The following is a 22,152-nucleotide window of genomic DNA, read 5'->3' as shown; positions in this document are numbered from 1 at the left end:
TTCTATAATATAAAGCAGGCAACAGGTTATGAAATATGAAACTGCCAGGCAACTGATTGAAAAGTATCTGGATAATGCCCTTTCCAGGGAGGAAAGGCAGCAGTTGCTGGATATGACGGAGGCCGGAAATGACGAAACGCTCATCCGGCTGTTCCAGGAGATGCTTGCAAATGAAGCATTTGCGGGAGAAGCTGCAGATGGGCCAAGGATGAAACAATCGCTGCTGGATGTACTGGCAGTAGACAAAAACCCGGATGCGGGCAAGGTACATTCCATGCACCGGCGCAAAAGCAACTGGATGCGTTATGCCGCCGCAGCTGCAATATTGGCCTGCGCCCTGGGCACTTTCCTGTGGCTGCAGCAAAAAAGCCCTATTCCGGCGCCGCTGGCCAATAAAACTGCAGCTCCTGCAACCGACATATTGCCCGGCGGCAAAAAGGCCCAGCTTACCCTGGCCGATGGAACAGTTATTCAACTGGACAGCGCCGGCAATGGCGCTTTAGCAACGCAGCCGGGCAGCCAGGTTGTTAATAAAAACGGCGAAGTGATTTATACGCCTAATGGCAATGCACAGGATATGATCGCTTACAATACCCTGCGTACGCCCAGGGGCGGTATTTATCAGCTCAGTCTTCCGGATGGCAGCAAGGTTTGGCTGAATGCAGCCAGCTCTATCAGCTACCCGGTGGCCTTCCGCGGCCGCGAACGCCTGGTGGAAATAGCGGGGGAAGCCTACTTTGAAGTAGCGCCACATGCAAACATGCCCTTTAAAGTAAAGGTAAATGACAAAAGTATCATTGAAGTTTTAGGCACGGCGTTCAACGTAATGGCTTATCATGAAGCGCCCTTCATCAATACAACTTTATTACAGGGCGCTGTACGGGTAACCAATAATGGCAAACAGGTAACGCTGCAACCCGGCCAGCAGGCAAAAGCGGCCGCAGGGCAGCTTTCCGTGAAAACACTGGACCAGGCCGGCATTTCAAAAGCGCTCGCCTGGAAAGAAGGCCGGTTCAATTTCCAGGATGCCAGCCTGCAGGAGATCATGATGCAGCTGTCGCGCTGGTACGATATTGAAGTAGTATATGAAAAGGATATTCCGGACATAGAATTTATCGGGGAAATAGAGCGGTCTTTGCCACTGTCGGATGTATTAAAAGGCTTGAAAATGTCGGGGGTGAATTTCCGGCTGGAGAATGGAAAACGGTTGATCGTATCACCATAATGAGAAATTTATAACGCAATAGCTTGAATTTATCCCTTTACAGCGAATAAGTAAAAACAAACCAACCAACCAAACTGTGATCGTGGCGGGCGCCAGCCATGGTACAGTTGCTTATTGTTCGGTTTTACTCATTTTATCAACTAAATGTACATTTAATGGTTGCTCAACCAAAACTTGCCGTATTTCACCGGCAGGCCGGATGGCTTTTTGTAATACTGCTGCTGGTGAATTGTTCCAGGATCAATGCACAATCCAAAGGACCGGAGATCAGCTTTACCGGGAAAGATGTTCCGCTGGTTAAAGTGTTCCAGGTAATCAGGGAGCAAACCGGTTACAGCGTATTTGCCAGCAAAAACCTGCTGAAAGAAAGCCAGGCCGTAACCTGCGCGGTGCGCAATATGCCGCTTACCGCATTCCTGCAGCTCATACTGCGTAATCAACAGCTCTCTTACGAGATCAGTAACAAAACAATTTTCCTGAAAGCCGTCCCTCCTTCAAACAGCAGCGGTAACAGCGCCGAAACCGGGGCTATCAGGGGAACGGTTAAAAATGAGGCCGGCGCTCCCATTCTCACAGCCTCAATTGTTTTAACATCGGAGAAAAAGGGCGTGGCTACGGATGAACAGGGGCAATATCAATTCCCGGACCTCCAGGAAGGGTTTTACACCATCCGGGCCTCCTGCCTGGGTTACAGGGCTGAAGAAAAGAATGTTTTCGTAAGCAAAGGAAATACTTTATATCTCGATTTTGTGCTGAGCGAATCTTCCAGCCAGTTAAAGGAGGTGGTGGTAAACAGCGGTTATCAAACTTTTTCTGTTAAGCAAAGCCCCGGTGCCTATGCCAAACCAGACATGCAAACCTTACACAACCGCACTACATCCATGAACATCCTGCAACGTTTGGATGGCCTGGTGCCGGGCCTAACGGTGAACAACGCCCCTTCCGCCAGTTCCACACCAGTGCTGATCCGCGGCCTTACCTCCATTAACAGTAATAAATCTCCGCTCATTGTTGTGGATGGCGTTCCGCTGGATAATATTACCACGCTGAACCCGCAGGATGTAGACGACATCACCGTATTAAAAGATGCTTCCGCCGCTTCTATCTGGGGCGCCAGGGCGGCCAACGGCGTCATTGTCATCTCTACGCGCAAGGGCAGCAGGAATGAAAAACTATCAGTTGAATACGATGGGTTTGTGAATTTCCAGGGTAAACCAACCATTAATTATTACCCGGTTTTAAACAGCCGGCAGTTTATACAGGCAGCGGAGGAAATTTTTAGTCCGGATGTATACCCGTGGTCTAACGTAAGCGCCTATACTGGCCTGGGCAATACCGGCGTGCCGCCGCACAATGTGATTTTATATAACCGTTACCGCGGCCTTATTTCGGATGCGCAGGCCAGGGCCAGCCTGGACAGCCTGGCTTCCATCAATAATGTAAACCAGGTCCGCGATGTTTGGTACCGCCCCGCCATGCTCACCAACCATACGCTTTCTGTCAGAGGGGGTGGCAAATCATACGGTATTTATGGCTCCCTTGCATATACAGGCACGCAGAGCAACCGTCCCGGGGAAACCAATAACACTTATAAGATCAACATCCGGCAGGATTACAGTGTTAACAAGCGCCTTGATGTTTACCTGATTACCGATTTAACGAATACAAGAACCAGCTCGCCCAGGAACATTGAGGCCGACAACCGTTTCCTGCCCTACCAGCTGTTCCGCAATGCCGCCGGCAACCCGCTTTCCATTCCCTATGTAAAGCAGCTTTCAGACTCTACACGCCATGCATTTGAAGAAAAAAGCGGTATTAACCTGGACTATAATCCGCTGGAAGAAACCAAATACGGCTATACGAAAGGCGATCTATTCGCCGCGCGGATTACAGGGGGCCTCACATTTAAAGTGCTCGATGGCTTAACGTTTTCAGGGGTATACGGCTTATTCAAAACGGCTGAAAGAATCCGCTCTTTCGACGACAGCCGCAGCTACCTGGTTCGCAGCGAAGCCGTCCAGTTTACCGTACCGGCTTCCGCACCGGGGCAGCTTCCCACCTATTATTTACCGGTTGACGGCGGAAGATATTCACTCACCAATGCCACACAAAATAACTGGACCATCCGCAACCAACTGGCCTATAAACGCGGCTGGCACCATCAAAAGCACCAGGTTTCGCTCCTGGCCGGACAGGAGTCGCAGGAACAGGTAGCCATCACCAATCAATCTTTCATACGCGGGTATAATGAATTGCTGCAAACTTACCCCGCCATTGATTATGCAACACTTACCACGAAAGGCGTATCTAACCCGGTAATGCCCAATAATGGCACCAGGAGCCTGTTAGCCAATGCGCAGCCATTTGGTGAAACAGAAATACGCGTACGTTTTGTTTCCTATTACGGCAATGCGGGCTACACCTACAACAACCGCTATACCATTAGCAGCAGCATCCGCCTGGATCAGTCCAACCTGTTTGGTAAAGACCGCTCATCGCAAAACAAACCTGTGTGGAGCGCAGGCGCGCGCTGGGATATAAGCGAAGAGGAATTTATGCAGCAACAGCCGTTCAACAATCTTGCTTTAAGGGTTTCCTACGGCTTAACCGGCAACTCGCCTATTCCCGGAACAGCTGCATCCTACGACATTTTATCAGCGCAATCCGGCAGCACCCTGCCGGGCAACACCGGGCTTTCCATTACCACGCCCGCCAATGCGGCATTAACCTGGGAAAGCTCGCGTACCTTGAACATCGGGGTTGATTTTGGCGTGTTAAAAGGAAATCGCCTCAGTGGTTCAATAGATTTTTACAGCAAGCAAGCCGAAAATTTAATTGGCATGATGGAAGTGAACCCCCTGACAGGATATAGCACTGTTACCGGCAACTTCGGTAATATGCGCAACACGGGCATCGAAATTTCCGCACGCTCGCTGAACGTGGAGGCAGGACGTTTCAGGTGGGTTAGCCAGCTGGCGCTCGCCTACAACCACAACACCATTACCAAACTTAATCAGCCGGCTGTTATTGCAACAGGCGCGCAAAAAGCCAGCTCCGTTTACCTGGCCGGCTACCCGGCTTACGCCATTTTCGCCTACAAATATGCCGGCTTAGATGCGTTGGGAGATCCGCAGATTATGCTGCGATCCGGAAAAATTACCAAAGACAGGAATACCGCTTTGCCGGATGATGTGGTATATATGGGCACCTACCAACCTGTATGGAACGGCGGTCTTACCAATATTTTCACCTTCGGGAATATTGAGCTGGCCGCCAACATTGTTTATAACTTCGGCAATGTGATGCGCCGCGATGTAAATGATTTTTATTCCGGCAACGGCCTTATCCCGCTTACGGCCAACAATGCCATGCAAAGCGGCGACCTGAGATTCCGCAGCGGTAATGTGCACGCCGAATTTGCCAACCGGTGGAAGCAGCCCGGCGATGAGCAGTTCACCAATGTTCCTTCCTGGGTACCTGTTAACAGTGTTAATAACAGCCGCAGAGACACCCGTTATTATACACAGGCCGATATTAATGTGATCAGCGCCGCATTTATAAAGCTGAGGGATATAACGCTTTCCTACGGGCTTCCGCATAAGCTGATCTCCCGTGCCCGGCTCAATGCAGTAAGACTACGCCTGCAGGTATCGAACCTCATGCTGTGGAAAGGCAATCATTACGGTATAGACCCGGAATTCCAGGATGCATCCGGTGGCATTACAGCAGGTGAAAGGGCCGGCGGCATCCGTTACATGCGCGCCAACCAGGGTACGGTAACGGCAGGTTTAAATGTCCGCTTTTGATAAGGAACCTGTAAAAAACATTTAAACAAAGCACATGAAAAGATATACAACCGTTCCTGCAATAATAATGCTCCTGGTGCTGGCAACCGGCAGCTCCTGTAAAAAGAGCTTCCTGGAGGTGCTTCCGAAGGGAAAGGTGATTGCGGTTAATTATAAAGACTACGAGCTATTGCTCAATAATACCAACCTGCTTAACGTAGGTACAGATGCACAGCTGATGCTGGGTGGTGAGGTAACTGCGGAAGAGCCTTACTATAGCGCGCTTACTTTAAGGGAGCAACGCCTGTTTTCGTGGAGCGACCAGGTGTATCAACCTGATGAGGAAAGCCCCGAAACATCCGGCCCGCTGTACAGCATTTACACTTACAATAAGATCATTAACGAAGTGATGGATGTAGCAGATGGCACAGCCGCGCAAAAAAAAATGGTACATGCCGAAGCCCTTGCCGGCCGCGCCTGGACCTATTTTCTGCTGATCAATTATTACGGTAAGCCGTACCAGGCGTCAACAGCCGCTACCGACCCGGGATTTCCCATTATTACATCAGCGGATATTACCGGGAATAAATTCAGCAGGGCCAGTGTTCAGCAGGTGTATGATTTTATTATAGATGATTTAAAGAAAGCCATACCCGATGTATCGCCACAGGTTTTTCACCGCCTCCGTATGAGCAAGCCTGCAGCAGCAGCTTTGCTGGGTAAAGTATATGTATTCATGCACCGGTATGAAGAGGCCTTGCCGCTCCTGGAGTCTGCATTACAGGGATTATCCGGAGCCCAGGCAGCAGTAGGGCTGTATGACTACAATGAAACCTTTGCACCGGATGGGATCTTTATGCCCATCAGCATGTTTGGGCCTAATTACCCGGTAACGGCCGACAATGAGGAAGCCCTGTACCTGCGCCAGTTCTCCAATTTTCATGTATTGTTCAACACTTTACAGGTTAACAGCGCTACAATGGCATTGTACGCCCCCTCTGATCTCAGGCTGCTGCTGTACTCCAACACGCCTTTTCCAACCGGCGCGCCGTTTCAGGCAGGAGCTTACCGCAGAACAGCGCCCAGCATTGTGCCATTCGGCGTAGTGATTCCCGAGATCTATTTATTAATAGCAGAATGCAGGGCCAGGCTTAATGACCCCCAAGGCGCCGTTAACATCCTGGAAGAATTCCGCAGGCACAGGATGCCGCCGGCCGATGCTGCTGTTCCTGCTGCCGTAGCAAGTGATCCTGTGAAGCTTTTGCAATTCGTGATGGATGAAAGGCTGCGGGAATTTGCAGGGTTGGGCTTTCACTGGTTCGACATGAGGCGGCTTTCCGTAGATCCGTTATTCAGCCATCCTGCATATACACATACCCTGCGGCAGCCCAACGGCAGCCTTACAACCTATGCGCTGCAACCGGCGCGGTTGGTGCTTAAAATACCACCAAAGATATTATTAGCCAACCCCGGTATGAACGACAATCCTTAATCATTAAACAACCAGCATAAATTAACAGACATGAGAAAGCTCAAACTAGCGATGCTTGCTATACTTAGCTGCTTATCCCTGGTGGTATGCGCACAGGCGCAAAATACCATGATGGAACAAATAAAGGCGATGTCAAAGGAACGTGACCCGCAGCAATGTATAGCAATGATGAATAAAATTATTTCAGAAAACAAACTGGATGCCGTCAAAGACGCGGAAACCATTGATGTGCTGAAAGGCACCGTAGCACTGGCGTTCCTGCGTAAAGGCGAATATGCCGGTTTTGAGAAATATATTGGTGAAATTAAAAATAAATTCAACCGGACTTCCTATATGGATATGGGCGCCAATATGCTTACCCGGGAAAACATGGATGTAAAAAAGGCGGAGGATTTGGCCAGGGCAACCATAGACCTGTACCTGTCATACAAAGACGATCCCCGGGCAAAACCGGCTGATATGCCCGCAGGCGACTGGGAACGTTTCATGAATTTTGCCCAATACCCGTATTATGATACCTATGCCGCGGCGCTATTCGCCAACAAGAAATATAAAGAAGCATTGGTTTACCAGGAAAAAGCCTTCCAGGGACCGCCGGAAGAAGGGCTACCCTCCTCCGTGGAAAGGTATACGCAATTGCTGGTAAAAAATGGCCGGCAGGATAAGGCGTATAAGATATTGGAGGATTTAACCAAAACAGGTAAATCTACCGCTGCCATGAATGCCCAGCTAAAAGAGCTGTACACCCGTAAGCACGGCAGCTCCAATGGATTTGATGAATATTTATCCGGCTTACAGGCAGGCGTGCAATCTGCTGTAAAGGCTGAACTGAAAAACAAAATGCTGGACCAGGCTGCTCCCACATTCAGCCTGAAAGATTTAAGCGGTAAAGCAGTATCGCTTACCGACTTCCGTGGGAAAGTAGTGGTAGTGGATTTTTGGGCCACCTGGTGCATGCCTTGCATTGCCTCTTTTCCGGCCATGCAAAAAGTGGTAAGCAAGCACCCGGAGGTTGTATTTCTTTTTATTGCAACACAGGAAAAACCGGAGGGAGCTGTAGCCAGGGTGAAAAATTTCATTGAAAAGAAACAATACCCGTTCCATGTATTAATGGATGAACCCATCAGCGGTAAGCCCAACAACTTCCGGGTAGTGGCAGATTATAAAGTTAAAGGCATTCCTTTCAAAGCGGTGATTGATGGGGAAGGAAAATTGCGCTTTACCAGCAGCGGTTTTACCTCAGATTCCGAATTGATCAACGAGCTGGAAGCAATGATTGAACTGGCAAAAGAAAAGTAAAATGTAAAATGTAAAATGTAAAATACTAAATGTAAAAGTTGGGGCAGTGGTGCTAACGGCTATTAGTGTCCTTGCCCAACTTTTACATTTTACATTCCCCTGTTTTACATTTTACGGTCTGTTATAGTCATAGCTCACCATCCACTGCACGCCAAACTTATCGGTGAACATGCCGAACAAAGAACCCCAGAATGCCTTTTCCAAAGGCATGGTTACTGTGCCGCCGGCAGAAAGGCTGTTGAATAGCTTTTTGGCTTCTTCTTCGCTGGCCGCGCTGATGGCAATGGAAAGGTTATCGCCCACTTTCAGCGGACCAAATTCCTTTGGACTGTCGCTGCCCATTAAAATGGTACCCTGCCCGATGGGTAATGCCACATGCATAATTTTCTTTCCCTCCTCAGCATCATACTTTGAGTCGGGAACTTCGCTGAACAGCATGCGGGTCAGGAACTCGGTACCGAATGCGGACCGGTAGAAGTCAAATGCCTCTCCGCAGTTGTTACTAAAGGTCAGATAAGGATTAACGGCTGCCATATGTAATGTTTTATGAGTGAAAGAACGAATGCTTTATTGTTTTTCCAGTATTGCTTTCAGGTTATTCAAACCTGTTTGCAGGTCTTTACCTATCATGCCTTCCATATCGGTCATCAGCAACATAATATTCATGGGATAAGGCATGCTGCTGCTGAAGCGCCATTTTACAGTAGTTTGTGTACCGGATGCAGGAGTAGTACGCAAAATAGCATCTGCCCTGCCTGCAAAGGGTCTTATAAACCGGATCTCGTAATCTACCTCCTGCCCGGGCACCACCTTTTTAATTTCCTGCTCGCCCTGGCCGGCGTCTTTATGCTGGCTGTCCCAGCTGTATACAAAGCCCGGCGTAGCATCAGTGCCTTTGTATTCCCGTTTCATGGCAGGATCAATTTTGGCCCAAACACTGTAAGTGTCCTGGTTCTTCAGGTATTTAACGTAGTCAAAAACTTCACCAACCGGCTTATTGATGGTTACCTCCCGCTCCACTGTATAATCTTTACGGGTGAACAGGGCTATTATCAGCGGAATAGCCACCAGGATAACTATGACAATTAAAATACGTTTAACAATTTTCATGGTATGTTGTGGTTTAGGTAAACTAACGTAGAGCTTTGGCTCAACTGCGCTTGGTTTCATAATGCAGGCCTACTACGCCTGTTTTAAAGGTTACAGCCTTCAGCAGCTGCAGATTGGTTCGCTGCCGTGCATGCGTAAATAAAGGAATGCCTTCGCCCAGTATCACGGGATTTACCTGTATCAGGTATTCATCAATCAGGCCCTGTTCCATAAAGGAGTGTGTTAAACCCGGGCTGCCAAAAATCATGAGCTTTTTACCGGGCTGCTGTTTCAGCCGGGTTACAGCGGCAGCTGTGTCGTTGCTGTTTATTAAGGTAGTATTATTCCAGGTAACTTTTTGCAGCGTGGTAGAAAAAACCACTTTATGCACTTCCTCTACCCATTCCGCATGATGGCGGCCCAGGGCGCTGGCATTGGGATTGTTGCGCACAGTAGGCCAGTACTCTTCCATCATGCCATAGGTGGTGCGGCCGTAAATGGCGGCATCAACATCCTCCAGGTGATCTGTCACGTATTGAAAGATCTCATTATCGTGGCATACCCACTCAAGGGAGCCGTTGGTGTCTGCCACAAAACCGTCCAGCGAAACATGCATCAGCAGTATTACTTTTCTCATATCAGTTTTAATAATTAACAGGTTTACTAAATTCAAATTAATTTAAGCGGGCCCGCTGCACAATATACCGGCAACAGTACAAATATAGCGGAAGGTTTTGGGCCGGTGCGGGTGTAAATCCGACAATTTAAAGGGCGCTTTCCGGCAGCTACAGGCAGGAAAAATGCAGCAAACACAATCAGGGCCTGAGCCGTATCATAACCGCTGCTTTATGCGGCAGTGCAAAAAGGCTGCACCATTGGGGCACAGCCTTTTACAGCACAGGTTATAGCAGGCGTTGTTGTGCAGGAATGTTAAGACTGCGAAACACCGTAATAAAAGATCCAGTTAATGCCATACTTATCCTGCACCGCACCTATTTTCCCAGCAAAAAAATCATGTATTTCACGCTGTACTTTTCCGCCGGCGCTAAGCCGGGCAAAACAGGCGTGCAGCTCCTCTTCTGTACTGCAGGTAAGTGACAATGAAATAGCGCTACCCCTGCCGCCTTCTCCTTCCACAGCCATATCGGAACCAAACAGCACCAGCGGGCCTTTTACAAGAGAGGCATGCAGCACGTTGTTTTGCATGGCTGCCGGGAACTGGCTGCCCATAGGCGACTCTCCTACCGTTTGCACCGTAAGCTCTCCACCCAGGCAGCTTTTATAAAAGTTCATGGCTTCGCGGCACTGGCCGCTGAAGGTCAGGTAAGGATTGATCTGTGTTGTCATATCAATACGGTTTGCTGTTTATGGATAATGTTTTATACCACACAAATCTATTACGCCGGGCTTATTCGCCTGGGGGGGTAATCCGACAATAAACGGGGGTATTCTGAAATATGGGGGGTGCTATCGGGCCTGGGCGAAAAGAAGCGCAGGAATGTGAGCAGATCGTAATGCAGGCAGGCGCCAGCTGGACCATTATACGCGCCAGCCGGTTTAGCCAGAACTTCAGTGAAGGCTACCTGCCGGAGCCTGTGCAGGCCGGTTATGTAGCCCCGCCTGCCGGCGATACAGGCGAGCCTTTCACCGATGTTGATGATATTGCCAACGGCGGCAACAGGTGTGTGGAGCGTTGAATAAAGTAAAAGTTAAAAGGTGAAAAGTAAAAATAAAAAAATGTGAAGCAGAACACATAAGCCAACAGGCTACAGTAAACGCAATTTTTTAACCTTTACTTTTTAACTTTTGCTTTATGCTTTTTAACTTTTACTTTTTGCTTTTTAACTTTTGCTTTTTAACTTTTGCTTTTTGCTTTCAGCTTTCTGCTTTATGCAGGTATTTATCTACCAGCGTAACGATCATTTGGCGGAAACCTTCAAAAGAGTCTGGTTTGGTAATGATTTGGGTAGCGCCAATGCTGAAACATTCATTGGAAAGGCGGCTATCGTTATAGGTGGAGTAAATAACAACAGGTATATGATGCAAACGGGCATCGCCGCGGATGGCTTCCAGCGTTTCCTTGCCGCTCATCTGCGGCATGTTCTGGTCCAATACTACAAGGTCCGGCAGCGGCTCCCCGTTATTCAGCAGCTGGATAATCTGCAAACCGTTATCCACGGCATCAAAGTGAAAATTGTTATGTGCTCTCAGCTCATTCAGTATCTCGCTAAAGATCATCTTATCATCTTCATCGTCCTCTGCCAGTAATATTCTTTTTGACCGTATCATTATACCTGTTTATTTATCCTGCTCCAGGGGTAATATAAGTGTAAAAATGGAGCCCTCCCCTTCTATGCTGTCAGCAGTGATCAGCCCGTTATGTTTTTCTATTATCTTTTTAACAATGGCCAGGCCAATGCCGGTTCCTTCGTATTTGTCCTTTGAGTTTAACCGCTGAAAAAGGTCAAATATACGATTCTTAAATTGTTCATTAAAGCCTATGCCGTTATCCCTTATTTCAATGCGGCACCAGCGCCCGTTATCATCTTCCGGTGCATCAAAGGAGCGGGCAGCCACGCGGCAGGCCTCAATGCGTATTACAGGCGGCACACCGGGGCGGTTAAACTTCAGCGCATTGCCCACCAGGTTCTGGAACACCTGGTGTATATGGGAGCGTATCACCTCTATCGGGCAAATATCATTTGCTATAATGGTGGCATTCTTTTCCTTGATGATCACTTCAAAGTCTTCCCGCACTTCGCGCACCACCTGGTTAATATCTGTAATCTCAAAACCGGAGCTGTCTGCAGAAAGCTTGGAAAAGTGCAGGATATTGTTCACCAGGGCTTTCATGCGCATGGCAGACTGCATGATCTTATTCAGGTACACCAGCGTTTCCTGCGGCAGGTTGCTCTCGTGTTTATCCTTCACCATTTTGGAGAACATATGTATTTTGCGCAGCGGCTCCTGCAGGTCATGGGATGCCACGGAGGCGAACAGCTGCAGGTCGTTGTTGCTGGATTCCAGCTCCCGGTTTATCTCCTGCAGCTGCCGGGTACGTTTTTCCACTTTCTCTTCCAGCACCTCATTCATCACCTTTTGTTCATGCACATCCATATTGGTAATTACCCAGCTTACCAGCTGATCCTTTTCGCTGGTGCGTGCTTTGGCGCGCAGCAGGTTCCAGCGGAAGTCGCCGCCGGCCACGCGTATACGTACTTCACAGTCGAAGTCTGACTTATTGCGGGCGGCTTTTTCCCAGGTGTTCAGCAGGCGCTGGCGATCATCTTCATGCACCACTTTCAGCCATTCGTTGCCTAATGCTTCATCATAATGCAGGCCGGTGTAGTATTCAAACTGGCGGTTCACAAAGTCTATCCTGCCCGCAGCATTGGCGGTCCATACCATCAGCGGCATAGACTCGGCCATGAAAGTTTTTTCCGCTATGTTGGAAGCTATTTCCTTTTCCGCCCTGCGCAGGGCGGTGAGGTCCATCATAGAGCCCAGCATCCGGTAGGGCACGCCAAACTCGTTGTGCATTATATAGCCACGGTCAAGTATATACGCATATTCGCCGTCGGCACGGCGGAAGCGGTATTCGTGGCTCCACTGGCTGTTATTATCATTAATGGCGGCGTATATGCTTTGCTGCACCTGCTGCCGTTCTTCTGCGGGAATATGGCTCAGCCACTGCGCGCGGGTCATGCCGTCTGTTTTGTAACCGAGCATGCCTTCAAAGGCATCGCTCCACCAGATCTTATCGCTTGTAAGGTCCCAGTCCCACAGCGCATCGTTGGTGGCGCGGGCCACCAGGCGGAAACGCTCTTCACTGAAGGCCAGCTCCCGTGTTCTTTCCTTTACCTTATCTTCCAGCTCGGCATTCAGCTTTTTCAGGTTCTCCTTTGCTTCATTCAGTTCCGTGTAGCTGCGCCGTATCTTTTGCTCGCCTTTCTTTTTATCGGTAATATCTGTATAGGTAACTACCAGGCCCTGGGGCATTTTAGCAGCTATCAGCTCAAACCATTTTTCCTGCACCTCCAGGTAAATATCGCGGTGCACAATCTTATCGTCCCTTATAGCAGCCAGGTATTCGCGGAACAGCTCAGGGGTAGCCAGCAGTGGCAGCGCAGCTTTAAGGTTTTTGCCCGCCAGGAAGGTATCGGCATCGGCAAACAGCTCATGTGCGCGGTTGTTTGCGGTTTCGATTATAAAATCGCTGATGTTGCCGGGCATATCTGAAACGGTGCGCAGCGCAAAAATGGCGCTGATGCTGGCATTGAATACGCTGCGGATAATGTTATTAAGGTTGGTGATGGTGGTTATATCCACAAACGTGATAATGATGCCTGCATACTTATCGTCGCGCGTAATATAGGGCATAATACGCATCAGGTAATTCCGGCCTTCGCGCAGCATTACTTCTTTTTCCACTATCTGGCGGGAGTGCTGCACCTGGCCAATATCGTCCAGCAGCTGGTCGTACCTGATGTTGCTGGAAATATGCGCAATGGGGCGGCCCAGGTCCGTGTCAATAAAATTAATCATGCGGGCAGAGGCCGGGTTAAACTTGCGGATGTTCAGCTCCCGGTCCAGGAATATCTGCGCAATATCGGTGCTGCGGAAGTAGTTGTTCAGGTCATCATTCAGCTCTATCAGCTCCTTGATCTTTACCTGGTGCTCTGTATTCAGCGTGTATAATTCTTCATTGAGCGACTGCAGCTCTTCGTTAGAGCTTTGCAGCTCTTCATTGGACGACAGCAGCTCTTCATTGGAGCTTTGCAGCTCTTCGTTGGCTGTTTCCAGGTCTTCCACCGCTACCTGCAGGCTTTTACGGGTTTCGGCCAGCTCCTGCTCCAGGCTATGCACATAGTCGGCATCCAGCCCGGGCATTATGGATTGCTGATGGTGGCTGCTTTCCGGCGGCGGCGCTGCTTTGCTAAGCACTACCAGCGTATAGTCGCTGTCTGCAGCTTTTACCTGCGGGTTAATGAGCACGTTTACTGCACGGGTATGCCCATCCTTTCCAAACACTACGTTCTCCAGGTGCACCTTCTCCTGCTGTTTCCAGGCTTTGCGCACTTCCTTGTTCAGTATTATGGAAAGGTCCTGCGGCAGCATGCGCATCAGGTTCAGGTTCAGAATGCGTTTGGGCAGGGTAAGCAGCTGATCGTAATTACCCATGGTTTCACGTATCTCAAAGTTACGGTCGATGTACAGCGCTATAAGGCCCATGTCTTCCGTAAGCGCATTGCGCAAATCGGCCCACAGCGCTTTCTGGCTTTTGGTATCAAAGCTCTTCTCCACATCCGCCTCTTTTTCTCCGCGCTGCACTTTCAGGAGGGGTACCATTTGCTCGCCAAAGTGCATGCGGGGCTTAATATCGGCCACCTTGCGGTATATTTTCCATTTGGAGCTGACCTGCTGCATGGTGCCGCCCTTGCTGTAAGGCGGGTTTTCACTGGGGCCCAGGAAAAGGAAGCCGCCTTTGTTCACTGCAAAGTGCAGCAGCGCATAAATGCGCTCCTGCAGCACGTGGTTCATATATATCAGCATATTGCGGCAGCTAACCAGGTCGCTCCTGATAAAGGGCGGGTCTTTGGTAATATCATGCCGTGCAAATACAATTTGTTTGCGGATGCGCGGGGATATAAGGTAGCCTTTGGATTTGCGTATGAAATATTTTTCCAGCAGCGGCGCCGGCACATCTTTTTCAATGGATGCGGGGTATAGGCCGTTGGCAGCAATATCCAGGTTGGCGGCATCTATATCCGATGCAAATATCTTTACCTGCAGGCGGCTGCCGTGGCTTTCCAGCACCTCATCCATTACAATGGCAATGGAATAAGCTTCTTCCCCGGTGCTGCAGGCAGCTACCCATACTTTCAGCTGCTCGCCGCCTGCATTGGCAACAAGCTCCGGCACCACTTTCTGCTGCAGCACCTGAAAGGCCTCCGTGTCGCGGAAAAAGCGGGTTACCCCTATCAGGAAATCATGCGCCAGCTCCTTACATTCATCGGGGTGCTGCTCCAGGTAGTGCGCATACTGCACCGGGTCTGTTATGCCCAGCTGCGTCATGCGCTTGCTGAAACGGCGCAGGATGGTGGGTGTTTTATAATAATAGAAATCATGACCAACGGTTTGATGGATCAGCTCAAAAACATGGTTGAGCGTTTCATCGTCCGGCTCCTTTACATGCGTATCTATATCTATGGTATGGATCTCATTTACAATGGCGGCCGCAATGCCGGCGGGCGGGGCCACCACATCTGCATTGCCCGAGCTGATGGCGCTGTTGGGCATACCGTCGAATTTGGCGGTGGCAGGCTCCTGCACCATTACCAGGCCGCCGTTTTCTTTAATGGCGGCAATGCCTTTGGTACCGTCTGTGCCGGTGCCCGACAGGATAACGGCAATGGCCCGCTTCTTTTTATCCTGCGCAAGGGAATTGAGGAATACATCTATTGCATTATTGGGAACCTTATCATGTGTTTTTTCCGACAGCAATAGCTTGTTACGTTCTATGCGTATCTGCTTATTGTTGGGTATTACATAAATATAGTTCTTCATTACCGGCAGGTTCTGCGTGGCTTCCAGCACTTTCATATGCGTTCTGCGGCTCAGCAGCTCTACCAGCAGGCTTTTATAATCCGGCGACAGGTGCTGTATCACTACAAAAGACAGGTTACCTGTTTGGGGCATATGATCAAAGAACTCCTGGATAGCCTCCAGGCCTCCTGCAGATGCGCCTACCGCCACTACAAAATGTTGCTGCATTGATTTCATAAATCACTCCTGTGAATACTCGCTTGTCAGAAATTCATAAATAAAGCTGCGCAGGTTTTCTGCTGCCGTTACCTCTTCCGGCAACCAGGGTTTGGAAAATCCTTTCACATGCTCCTGCCATAATTTAAATGAATGGCGGGGATGATAAATGCGGGGATTTTCGTCGAAGAAAATACGTTCCTCCGGGTTGCCGCCCCAATTGGTAGTGCGGATATATTCCCTGCGGAAAAGAATAATGTACTGGTCCTGCGCCGGCTGTATGGGTATTACCAGCATGCCGCCGGCTATTTCCCGGAACTGCTCTGTAATGTCGTACATAGATGGCAGTGAGTCGGTATAGAACACCTTGCGCAGCTGCTTTACATGCAGCCATAGCAGCAGGTCTTCCAGCTGCGCAGCATCGGGCACTTCACCGGCGGTGTAGGTGCGGTTGTTATAGGTGATGATGGCGCCGGAGGCATCCAGCAGCGCAAGAATATTGGGCGACGGGTCCAGCAGGCCGGGCACCAGTTCCTCTGCCTGGCAGATATTTTCGACCAGGCCGGCGTAAATACCGCTCAGGTATGACGAGCGGTCGCTGATAGCCTGGTGGTGAAGGGCGCTGATGCGCGCGGAAATAACGCTGGAAAACAGCTCCATTACTGCGCGCAGCTCTCCGTTGATGGCGCGGGCGGTTTTATGATGGCAGGCGATAAGCCCCCATAATGCATTGTCTTTAATTAAACGTACCGACATGGAGGCCATCACGTTCATATTCTTCAGGTACTCCACGTGCACCGCTGCCACAGCCCGCAGGTTACACTCCGACATATCCAGGAAGGTGTTGGAGATGGGGTTAATAACCGGGTATAGCTTTACCGGCGTAAAACCGCGGTCCGGTATAAAACGGTAGGGGTTGCGCAGGTACATGTCGCGCGCGGGTTTGGGAATATCCGACGCGGGGAAGGTAAAGCCGATGTACGACTCCATGTCCGGCTCCATGGCTTCCGCCAGCACATTGCCGTTCCAGTCACTGTCAAAGGTATAGATCATCACCTTGTCAAAGCCCGAGATCTTCTTCAGCTCATCTGCCGATGTTTTACAAAGGCCGGGAATGTCTTTTGACTGTTCTAAAAGGCCAATGGAATTTTTGATCTGCTGGTACAGTGCGGTAAAGGAAGCGCTGCCTTCTGCTAGGGCAGACGCTATTTCGATTTCCGCCAGCACCATATCTTCCCGTATGTGCAGCAGGGTAAAGTGGTCGTGGCCGCCCAGCTGCCAGGTGGTGTTGATCTTATTGCCCGAGCGCTCCTGCAGCTGCTTTTCCAGCACGGCATAACTAGCGGCGCTTATAAATTCCTGTATTGGTTTGCCCGGCAGGTCCCTGAAGGGCATGTTGAACAGCGTTGCTGCATTTTCACTTACCTGCTCAATGGTGAGCTTTTCTTTATCCAGTACCAGCAGCACGCCGTATTCCTGTATGGTGTTAATAATATGGATCGGAATGTTTCCGCAAAACTCTGAGTCATACTTTGAAAACTGCGTCATAGTAGTTCGCCCATTCATTAAATTTTAAAAATGTTTCCCTGGCTGTATAGGCCGCCTGTTGTTGTGCTGTTTCACCGGCTAACGCACCCAGGTACATGTGGAACTTTCTCCACATATCCTGTACAGCTTGTCCATAGCTGGTAAAGAACGCAAACCCTTCCGGGGCGGATAACTGCAATTGTTCCCGGATCATGCCGGCAATGATCATACCTCCGAGAGTAGACCCTTCCAGCACATAGGCCGCGCCCAGGGCCTGCGGGTATGAATGGATGGCAGGAACCGGTACGGCCGGCAAATACGCCGGAGGGGCACCTCCCAGGTCCTGTATGTCTTTTAAAATAGCTGTGGATTTACGTCTTTCGGCAATGTCCGGTATTTGCTCTTCGGTCAAATATTGGTCCATTTTAGCCTCCAGCGCATGGTAATAACCGTAGCACATTTCCAGCAGCTGCAGGTACTGTGCTGTGCTGCGTGTGCTGCGGATCATGCCAATGAGCTTTTTCTCCAGCTGCGCGTGCTCCCGCTTCGTATAGTCTTTCAGGTATTGCGCAAAAGAAAGCGAAGCCTCCCTGTGAGGTGGAGGGATAATTTTTCCGCCAGACATCATATTTATTATTAAAAGTCATAAAAAATCAATAAGTTACTTTTCAATTAGGTCAAATCAAATAAGGATAAAATGAAAAGAAGCATTGTATTACTAATGACACTGCTTGTTGCAGTAGCGCTTTGCTCCCTGTCACTGCCCCAGGAGGGCCCGAAACAGCAGCAGCATCCTAAACCACAAAACCTGAAGGTATTACCTAAAGACATCAGCCATGAGGAGCTGGACAAAGTAATGGACGGTTTCAAAAAATCATTAGGCGTTAAATGCGGCTTTTGCCATGCTCCGCGTAAAGACAATCCTCAAAAGCTCGACTTTGCCAGCGATGACAATGAACACAAGGATGTGGCGCGGGCAATGATGCGTATGACGGCCAAGATCAACAAAAAGTACTTTAAGGGTAACCAGCCAGTGGCCATTACCTGCTACACGTGCCACCGTGGTAATGAAGAGCCTAAATCCGTGCCGGAAATGGCAGACGCTCACTAATATAAACGGAAGCTTATATAAAGAAAGGCCTGTAAACATTGGTTTACGGGCCTTTTTTTGCCCCATACTTCCGGGACATGCCACAAAACATTAAATGTCTGCCGGCCATTGTTGGAAATACTGCCAAAATCGTTATATATTTAATAATACAACGCAGAATACCCGGAATTATGATGCAAAAACTACTCATTGCACTTTGCTTTACCACCACTTTCGCTTACGCGCAAACGCCCGCCCCGCGGGCAGATACTACTGCTGCCGGCACCTTCACGCTGGGAGAAGTGGTGGTGAGCGGCCGGCAACACCAAAACATTAATGTCGTTGTAAGCGCGGCGCAGCTGAAGGCCTTTGCCAAAAACGACGTGGCCAAAGCCATTAACCTGCTGCCCAGCGTAAACCTTTCGGCTGTAGGCCCGCGCAATGAAAGCATGGTATATGTAAGGGGATTTGACCTGCGCCAGGTGCCCCTGCTTATAGACGGCATACCGGTATACATACCTTATGATGGTTATGTTGACCTGGCGCGCTTTACCTTTATTACTGACAAACGCCTTTCCGATCCGTTCTTAAATCAATAAGCAGGTGGCAGAAAAAAACCCTTATGGGATCGGGCTTTCCATCGTACAAGGTACTTGCTGTAATCCCTAATGCAAAAACAGGTGCGCTATATTAGTAAAAATGTTAGCCTTATCCACTCATTTTCATTAAAAGGGGGAAGATCAAATATCTGAACTGAATTTTCCATAAGCAAATACATTTTTATTAAACAATAAGATTGCCCTTGCCGTGTTGATTTTAGTATTTTTAAACACGCTATTTAAAGCGTTATATTTGTTACGGTAAAAATGTAGCCCGTTTCCGCCAATGCCGGGCTGAAGCAAGATTTGCCGGTACCCATAACGGGTGGTGATTGAACGCAAATAAAAGTTCCGTTTGGAAACAAAAGAAGAAATTGATGACGAAATTTTGGATGAATTGACCGCTTTAGCGGTGTAATGGTTAATGAATAAGATAATAAACAACAGTTGAAAATTGCAAAATGAAATTTGACAAACATTTTCCAACTGAACAACTAAAACCTTACATCAAGTATTTTGCAGTATCGGAGAATGAACTGGAAAGCGAGTACAAAGTTTTCCCGTCTTCGGGACTTGTTATCGGTTTTCAATACAAAGGCAAGCTCTCAACCATTAAAGATCATACTGAAAGCAAACTAACGGCAGCAGGAGTTACGGGCATTTCTGACAGTTACAAGATATTTAAAAATTCAAATAACATCGGATCCATTTTAGTGTTTTTCACCGAAACCGGGTTTACACATTTTGCCTCGCATCCTGCAAATGAACTATTTAATTTAAGCATATCGCTTGACAATATTTTTGAGAAGAACGGCGTAGCGGAAGTAGAAGAAAAACTGGCAAATGTAACTACAGATAAGCAACGAATAAAAATTGTTGAACAGTTCCTGCTTGCTCAACTAAAAGATATCGCAACTGACAAACTGATTGTAGAAGCCGTTAAACTAATTTACCAAAGCAATGGAACCATCAGGATTAAAGAGCTGAATGAAAAGCTGTTTATCAGCCAAAGTCCGTTTGAAAAGCGGTTTAGAAAAGTGGTTGGAACAACCGCCAAAAAGTTTGCATCTATTATTCGTTTCAATACAATCCTTAATAATTTAAGCGGAACAAAAACACTAACTGAAATCTGCTACGAAAACAATTTCTTTGACCAGGCCCATTTCATCAAAGACTTCAAACAGTTTACAGGCGACACCCCCGAAAATTTTAAACGCTTCCTGTAAAAAACGATTTTTTACAATTACAAGGATTCCAGGTATTGCAGTTTTGCATCGTAATCATAAAGCAAAAAAGCAAAATCCTCGCAATTTTCGCAGGTCTAAGCATTATGGTTGCGTGTAATTCAACAAATCGTTTGATAATTAAAAATCAAGAAAAATGTTTACCGCAGAACAAATCAAAGAAAAGCTTACGCAGGTAAGAACCGGTGCCGACTTTCCTGCTTTGGCAATGAACCTGAAAAATATCGGGGTAACCTGTTACGAAACCAGGATGGAAGATGCAAGCAGTGTTTATCACGGTGAAAATGGGTACGAAGTATTTGCAGGGGCAAACTATGCGCCAATTGTAGTTGCCGGCAAAGTAAATCTGGAACAGCTGAAAGTTAATATTGCAAATCATCAGCAGGGGAAATCGGATTATTTTGAGATCAGCCGCCAGTGTGCAGACAATGGAATTCAAAAGTGGGCAGTATGTTTAATCGCTATGACTTGCACCTATATTGACAAAGCAGGCAACAAAGTCCTGGTGGAGCATATTCCTGATATGCCTGTTCAAAAACCATCGTTTACAGTAGAGGAAGTCAAGGCTGCCCACAGCAAAGTGAAGTCGGGTGCAGACTTTCCATCTTACATCAAAGAAATTAAAGCATTGGGGGTTACTCATTATGAAGCATACGTATTAGATGGCCATATCGACTATCACGGCGCTAATGGTTATACAGCAAAAGTGCCTGAAAAATATGAACCGTTAACAATTGCTGATACTGTAAAGGCTGGAGCATTTAAAGCAGAATTGACCGCTCATCAACAGGGTAAAACGGACTTCCTGACTTTCATTAGAATGTGTGCAGAAACAGGAATTGAAAAATGGGAAATTTGTATGAACAAAATGACCTGTACGTATTTCGATAAAGCAGGAAATGAAATTTTAGTAGAAAAAATACCTCAATAGTTCCCGGTGTACAGAACTTCATAGTAAATGGGGCTACTTATTACCGGAAACCTTAATGCGGGATAATATTAAATGAAAAAAGAGGGCGGTTGCCCTTTTTTCATTTATAGCAGGTAATTTTGCCTGTCAACTACCATCAATAGCTATGAGATCATATACCTGGTGCTGCTTACTATTTTTCATATATACATTACCGGCGGCTGCGCAGCAAAAAGCCGCCCGCCCTGCCGTAAAAATAACCGGGGAGGTAATAACGCCCCTTACTATTTATGCAGACAGCCTGGCGCAATGGCCGCGGGCCACTATAACCATGAACGACCGCGATAACAAAGCGCATAGCTACACCGGCATTCCTGTGCAGGTCATATTTGAAAAAGCAGGCGTTACCACCGGCAAGCAGCTGCGCGGCAAAAATCTCACCAAGCTTGTGCTGGTGAAATGCGCCGATGGTTATGAAGTAGTGTTTTCACTCGCTGAGCTGGACAGCAGCTTTACCAACCGGCAGGTGATACTGGCCACTGAAACCGACGGCCATACCCTGCCCGCGGAAAAGGGCCCTTTCCGCCTGGTAGTGCCGGGCGAGAAAAAGCCGGCCCGCAGCTGCTTCCAGGTAACGGATATAATAATACAGTTTGCAAAGGAGTAGGCATGCTGTTATATTCGAATAGCGGCATAGCCCATGGCGCAGCTAAAACATAAAGCGTTTGCCTGCTAATCCATATTCTTAACAGGGAATGGCGGAAAGCTGCTCCAGGTAAGACCAATGCTGCCCTGCGTGCCCGCATCTACAAAACGGAAATTGTAATTGTCGTGCCCGCGAATGAATTTGGCTACAAAGCCAAAGGCGCGCATCTTGCGGAAGGGATAAATGCGGTAGCCGGTTTCGCTGCGGAAAGGGTTTACCCAGTTATGGGCGCCGAATATCCACTCCACGCTTTCAAAAAAACTATGCCGCACTCCTTTGGGGCTTACGGTCGTGTATTCATAACCGCCCGACAGCCTTACCCGTCCGTATATTTTAATGTCGGCATCGGAAAAGCCGCCAAAATCAAACAGCTGCAGGAAACGGTCGTGGTAAAACAGGGCGCCCAGGCTCAGGGAGTGAATAC

Annotated in this window: 19 protein-coding genes; 10 read left to right on the top strand and 9 right to left on the bottom strand. The window is 48.4% G+C overall.

Going from position 1 to position 22,152, the window contains the following annotated elements; translation table 11 throughout:
• Positions 1 to 28: 28 nt before the first annotated feature.
• The 4 genes from VFS25_RS04115 to VFS25_RS04100 all read left to right on the top strand — a co-directional run bounded on the left by VFS25_RS04115 (position 29) and on the right by VFS25_RS04100 (position 7,801).
• Positions 29 to 1,225, top strand: coding sequence for a FecR family protein (locus VFS25_RS04115; protein ID WP_326460849.1), 1,197 nt, complete (start codon positions 29 to 31; stop codon positions 1,223 to 1,225).
• A gap of 155 nt (positions 1,226 to 1,380) precedes the next feature.
• Entirely contained in the window at positions 1,381 to 5,031 is a 3,651-nt protein-coding gene (locus VFS25_RS04110) for a SusC/RagA family TonB-linked outer membrane protein (RefSeq protein ID WP_326460848.1), read from the top strand.
• Between the two features lie 34 nt (positions 5,032 to 5,065).
• Positions 5,066 to 6,502, top strand: a complete 1,437-nt coding sequence (locus tag VFS25_RS04105) for a RagB/SusD family nutrient uptake outer membrane protein (RefSeq protein ID WP_326460847.1) — start codon at positions 5,066 to 5,068, stop codon at positions 6,500 to 6,502.
• Positions 6,503 to 6,532: 30 nt separating this feature from the next.
• On the top strand, positions 6,533 to 7,801 hold the full coding sequence (locus VFS25_RS04100) for a TlpA disulfide reductase family protein (RefSeq protein ID WP_326460846.1): 1,269 nt from the start codon (positions 6,533 to 6,535) through the stop codon (positions 7,799 to 7,801).
• Between the two features lie 111 nt (positions 7,802 to 7,912).
• Here VFS25_RS04100 and VFS25_RS04095 read toward each other — a convergent pair whose 3' ends face one another.
• The 4 genes from VFS25_RS04095 to VFS25_RS04080 form a co-directional block, all read right to left on the bottom strand.
• Positions 7,913 to 8,335, bottom strand: coding sequence for a VOC family protein (locus VFS25_RS04095; protein ID WP_326460845.1), 423 nt, complete (start codon positions 8,333 to 8,335; stop codon positions 7,913 to 7,915).
• Positions 8,336 to 8,368: 33 nt separating this feature from the next.
• Positions 8,369 to 8,911, bottom strand: coding sequence for an SRPBCC family protein (locus tag VFS25_RS04090; protein ID WP_326460844.1), 543 nt, complete (start codon positions 8,909 to 8,911; stop codon positions 8,369 to 8,371).
• 40 nt (positions 8,912 to 8,951) lie between these two features.
• On the bottom strand, positions 8,952 to 9,527 hold the full coding sequence (locus VFS25_RS04085) for a dihydrofolate reductase family protein (RefSeq protein WP_326460843.1): 576 nt from the start codon (positions 9,525 to 9,527) through the stop codon (positions 8,952 to 8,954).
• A gap of 293 nt (positions 9,528 to 9,820) precedes the next feature.
• Positions 9,821 to 10,237, bottom strand: a complete 417-nt coding sequence (locus tag VFS25_RS04080; RefSeq protein WP_326460842.1) for a VOC family protein — start codon at positions 10,235 to 10,237, stop codon at positions 9,821 to 9,823.
• A 110-nt stretch (positions 10,238 to 10,347) separates the two neighbouring features.
• Here VFS25_RS04080 and VFS25_RS04075 point away from each other — a divergent pair, with 110 nt between their 5' ends.
• Positions 10,348 to 10,587 carry a hypothetical protein gene (locus VFS25_RS04075; RefSeq protein ID WP_326460841.1) on the top strand — a complete coding sequence of 80 codons (240 nt, stop codon included), beginning with the start codon at positions 10,348 to 10,350 and terminating at the stop codon, positions 10,585 to 10,587.
• A gap of 178 nt (positions 10,588 to 10,765) precedes the next feature.
• Here the strand turns inward: VFS25_RS04075 and VFS25_RS04070 are convergent, their stop codons facing one another.
• The 4 genes from VFS25_RS04070 to VFS25_RS04055 are packed head-to-tail and all read right to left on the bottom strand — an operon-like array spanning position 10,766 to position 17,807.
• Complete coding sequence (locus VFS25_RS04070) at positions 10,766 to 11,179, bottom strand: response regulator (RefSeq protein WP_326460840.1); 414 nt, start codon at positions 11,177 to 11,179, stop codon at positions 10,766 to 10,768.
• Positions 11,180 to 11,188: 9 nt separating this feature from the next.
• The gene (locus VFS25_RS04065; protein ID WP_326460839.1) at positions 11,189 to 15,664 is read right to left on the bottom strand and encodes a chemotaxis protein CheB; all 4,476 of its coding nucleotides are present in this window, start codon (positions 15,662 to 15,664) and stop codon (positions 11,189 to 11,191) included.
• A gap of 12 nt (positions 15,665 to 15,676) precedes the next feature.
• On the bottom strand, positions 15,677 to 17,200 hold the full coding sequence (locus tag VFS25_RS04060; RefSeq protein ID WP_326460838.1) for a GAF domain-containing protein: 1,524 nt from the start codon (positions 17,198 to 17,200) through the stop codon (positions 15,677 to 15,679).
• The gene (locus VFS25_RS04055) at positions 17,178 to 17,807 is read right to left on the bottom strand and encodes a biliverdin-producing heme oxygenase (protein WP_326460837.1); all 630 of its coding nucleotides are present in this window, start codon (positions 17,805 to 17,807) and stop codon (positions 17,178 to 17,180) included. The genes VFS25_RS04060 and VFS25_RS04055 overlap by 23 nt, the downstream gene beginning before the upstream one ends.
• A gap of 69 nt (positions 17,808 to 17,876) precedes the next feature.
• Between VFS25_RS04055 and VFS25_RS04050 the strand changes: the two genes are divergently transcribed.
• The 5 genes from VFS25_RS04050 (at position 17,877) to VFS25_RS04030 (ending at position 21,689) form a co-directional block, all read left to right on the top strand.
• Entirely contained in the window at positions 17,877 to 18,290 is a 414-nt protein-coding gene (locus tag VFS25_RS04050; protein ID WP_326460836.1) for a c-type cytochrome, read from the top strand.
• A gap of 170 nt (positions 18,291 to 18,460) precedes the next feature.
• Entirely contained in the window at positions 18,461 to 18,868 is a 408-nt protein-coding gene (locus VFS25_RS04045; protein WP_326460835.1) for a Plug domain-containing protein, read from the top strand.
• A gap of 461 nt (positions 18,869 to 19,329) precedes the next feature.
• Entirely contained in the window at positions 19,330 to 20,094 is a 765-nt protein-coding gene (locus VFS25_RS04040) for a helix-turn-helix domain-containing protein (RefSeq protein WP_326460834.1), read from the top strand.
• A gap of 154 nt (positions 20,095 to 20,248) precedes the next feature.
• Positions 20,249 to 21,043 (top strand): DUF1398 domain-containing protein, encoded by a 795-nt coding sequence (locus VFS25_RS04035; protein ID WP_326460833.1) that lies wholly within the window; start codon positions 20,249 to 20,251, stop codon positions 21,041 to 21,043.
• A 145-nt stretch (positions 21,044 to 21,188) separates the two neighbouring features.
• Positions 21,189 to 21,689, top strand: coding sequence for a molybdopterin-dependent oxidoreductase (locus tag VFS25_RS04030; protein ID WP_326460832.1), 501 nt, complete (start codon positions 21,189 to 21,191; stop codon positions 21,687 to 21,689).
• A 65-nt stretch (positions 21,690 to 21,754) separates the two neighbouring features.
• Here VFS25_RS04030 and VFS25_RS04025 read toward each other — a convergent pair.
• Positions 21,755 to 22,152 (bottom strand): hypothetical protein (locus tag VFS25_RS04025; protein WP_326460831.1); only part of this gene is annotated, 398 nt, incomplete at its 5' end.

The sequence above is a fragment of the Chitinophaga sp. genome (assembly GCF_035761305.1).
Taxonomy (GTDB): Bacteria; Bacteroidota; Bacteroidia; order Chitinophagales; family Chitinophagaceae; genus Chitinophaga.
This window is presented reverse-complemented; position numbering and strand designations above follow the sequence as displayed.

What these genes read in the sequence shown, in the direction of transcription:
- VFS25_RS04095 (WP_326460845.1), bottom strand. Translation starts at nt 8,335, where the DNA reads ATGGCAGCCGTTAATCCTTATCTGACCTTTAGTAACAACTGCGGAGAG.
- VFS25_RS04035 (WP_326460833.1), top strand. Translation starts at nt 20,249, where the DNA reads ATGTTTACCGCAGAACAAATCAAAGAAAAGCTTACGCAGGTAAGAACC.
- VFS25_RS04055 (WP_326460837.1), bottom strand. Translation starts at nt 17,807, where the DNA reads ATGATGTCTGGCGGAAAAATTATCCCTCCACCTCACAGGGAGGCTTCG.
- VFS25_RS04040 (WP_326460834.1), top strand. Translation starts at nt 19,330, where the DNA reads ATGAAATTTGACAAACATTTTCCAACTGAACAACTAAAACCTTACATC.
- VFS25_RS04105 (WP_326460847.1), top strand. Translation starts at nt 5,066, where the DNA reads ATGAAAAGATATACAACCGTTCCTGCAATAATAATGCTCCTGGTGCTG.
- VFS25_RS04110 (WP_326460848.1), top strand. Translation starts at nt 1,381, where the DNA reads ATGGTTGCTCAACCAAAACTTGCCGTATTTCACCGGCAGGCCGGATGG.
- VFS25_RS04060 (WP_326460838.1), bottom strand. Translation starts at nt 17,200, where the DNA reads ATGACGCAGTTTTCAAAGTATGACTCAGAGTTTTGCGGAAACATTCCG.
- VFS25_RS04100 (WP_326460846.1), top strand. Translation starts at nt 6,533, where the DNA reads ATGAGAAAGCTCAAACTAGCGATGCTTGCTATACTTAGCTGCTTATCC.
- VFS25_RS04045 (WP_326460835.1), top strand. Translation starts at nt 18,461, where the DNA reads ATGATGCAAAAACTACTCATTGCACTTTGCTTTACCACCACTTTCGCT.
- VFS25_RS04090 (WP_326460844.1), bottom strand. Translation starts at nt 8,911, where the DNA reads ATGAAAATTGTTAAACGTATTTTAATTGTCATAGTTATCCTGGTGGCT.
- VFS25_RS04075 (WP_326460841.1), top strand. Translation starts at nt 10,348, where the DNA reads ATGGGGGGTGCTATCGGGCCTGGGCGAAAAGAAGCGCAGGAATGTGAG.
- VFS25_RS04050 (WP_326460836.1), top strand. Translation starts at nt 17,877, where the DNA reads ATGAAAAGAAGCATTGTATTACTAATGACACTGCTTGTTGCAGTAGCG.
- VFS25_RS04085 (WP_326460843.1), bottom strand. Translation starts at nt 9,527, where the DNA reads ATGAGAAAAGTAATACTGCTGATGCATGTTTCGCTGGACGGTTTTGTG.
- VFS25_RS04030 (WP_326460832.1), top strand. Translation starts at nt 21,189, where the DNA reads ATGAGATCATATACCTGGTGCTGCTTACTATTTTTCATATATACATTA.
- VFS25_RS04080 (WP_326460842.1), bottom strand. Translation starts at nt 10,237, where the DNA reads ATGACAACACAGATCAATCCTTACCTGACCTTCAGCGGCCAGTGCCGC.
- VFS25_RS04065 (WP_326460839.1), bottom strand. Translation starts at nt 15,664, where the DNA reads ATGCAGCAACATTTTGTAGTGGCGGTAGGCGCATCTGCAGGAGGCCTG.
- VFS25_RS04115 (WP_326460849.1), top strand. Translation starts at nt 29, where the DNA reads ATGAAATATGAAACTGCCAGGCAACTGATTGAAAAGTATCTGGATAAT.
- VFS25_RS04070 (WP_326460840.1), bottom strand. Translation starts at nt 11,179, where the DNA reads ATGATACGGTCAAAAAGAATATTACTGGCAGAGGACGATGAAGATGAT.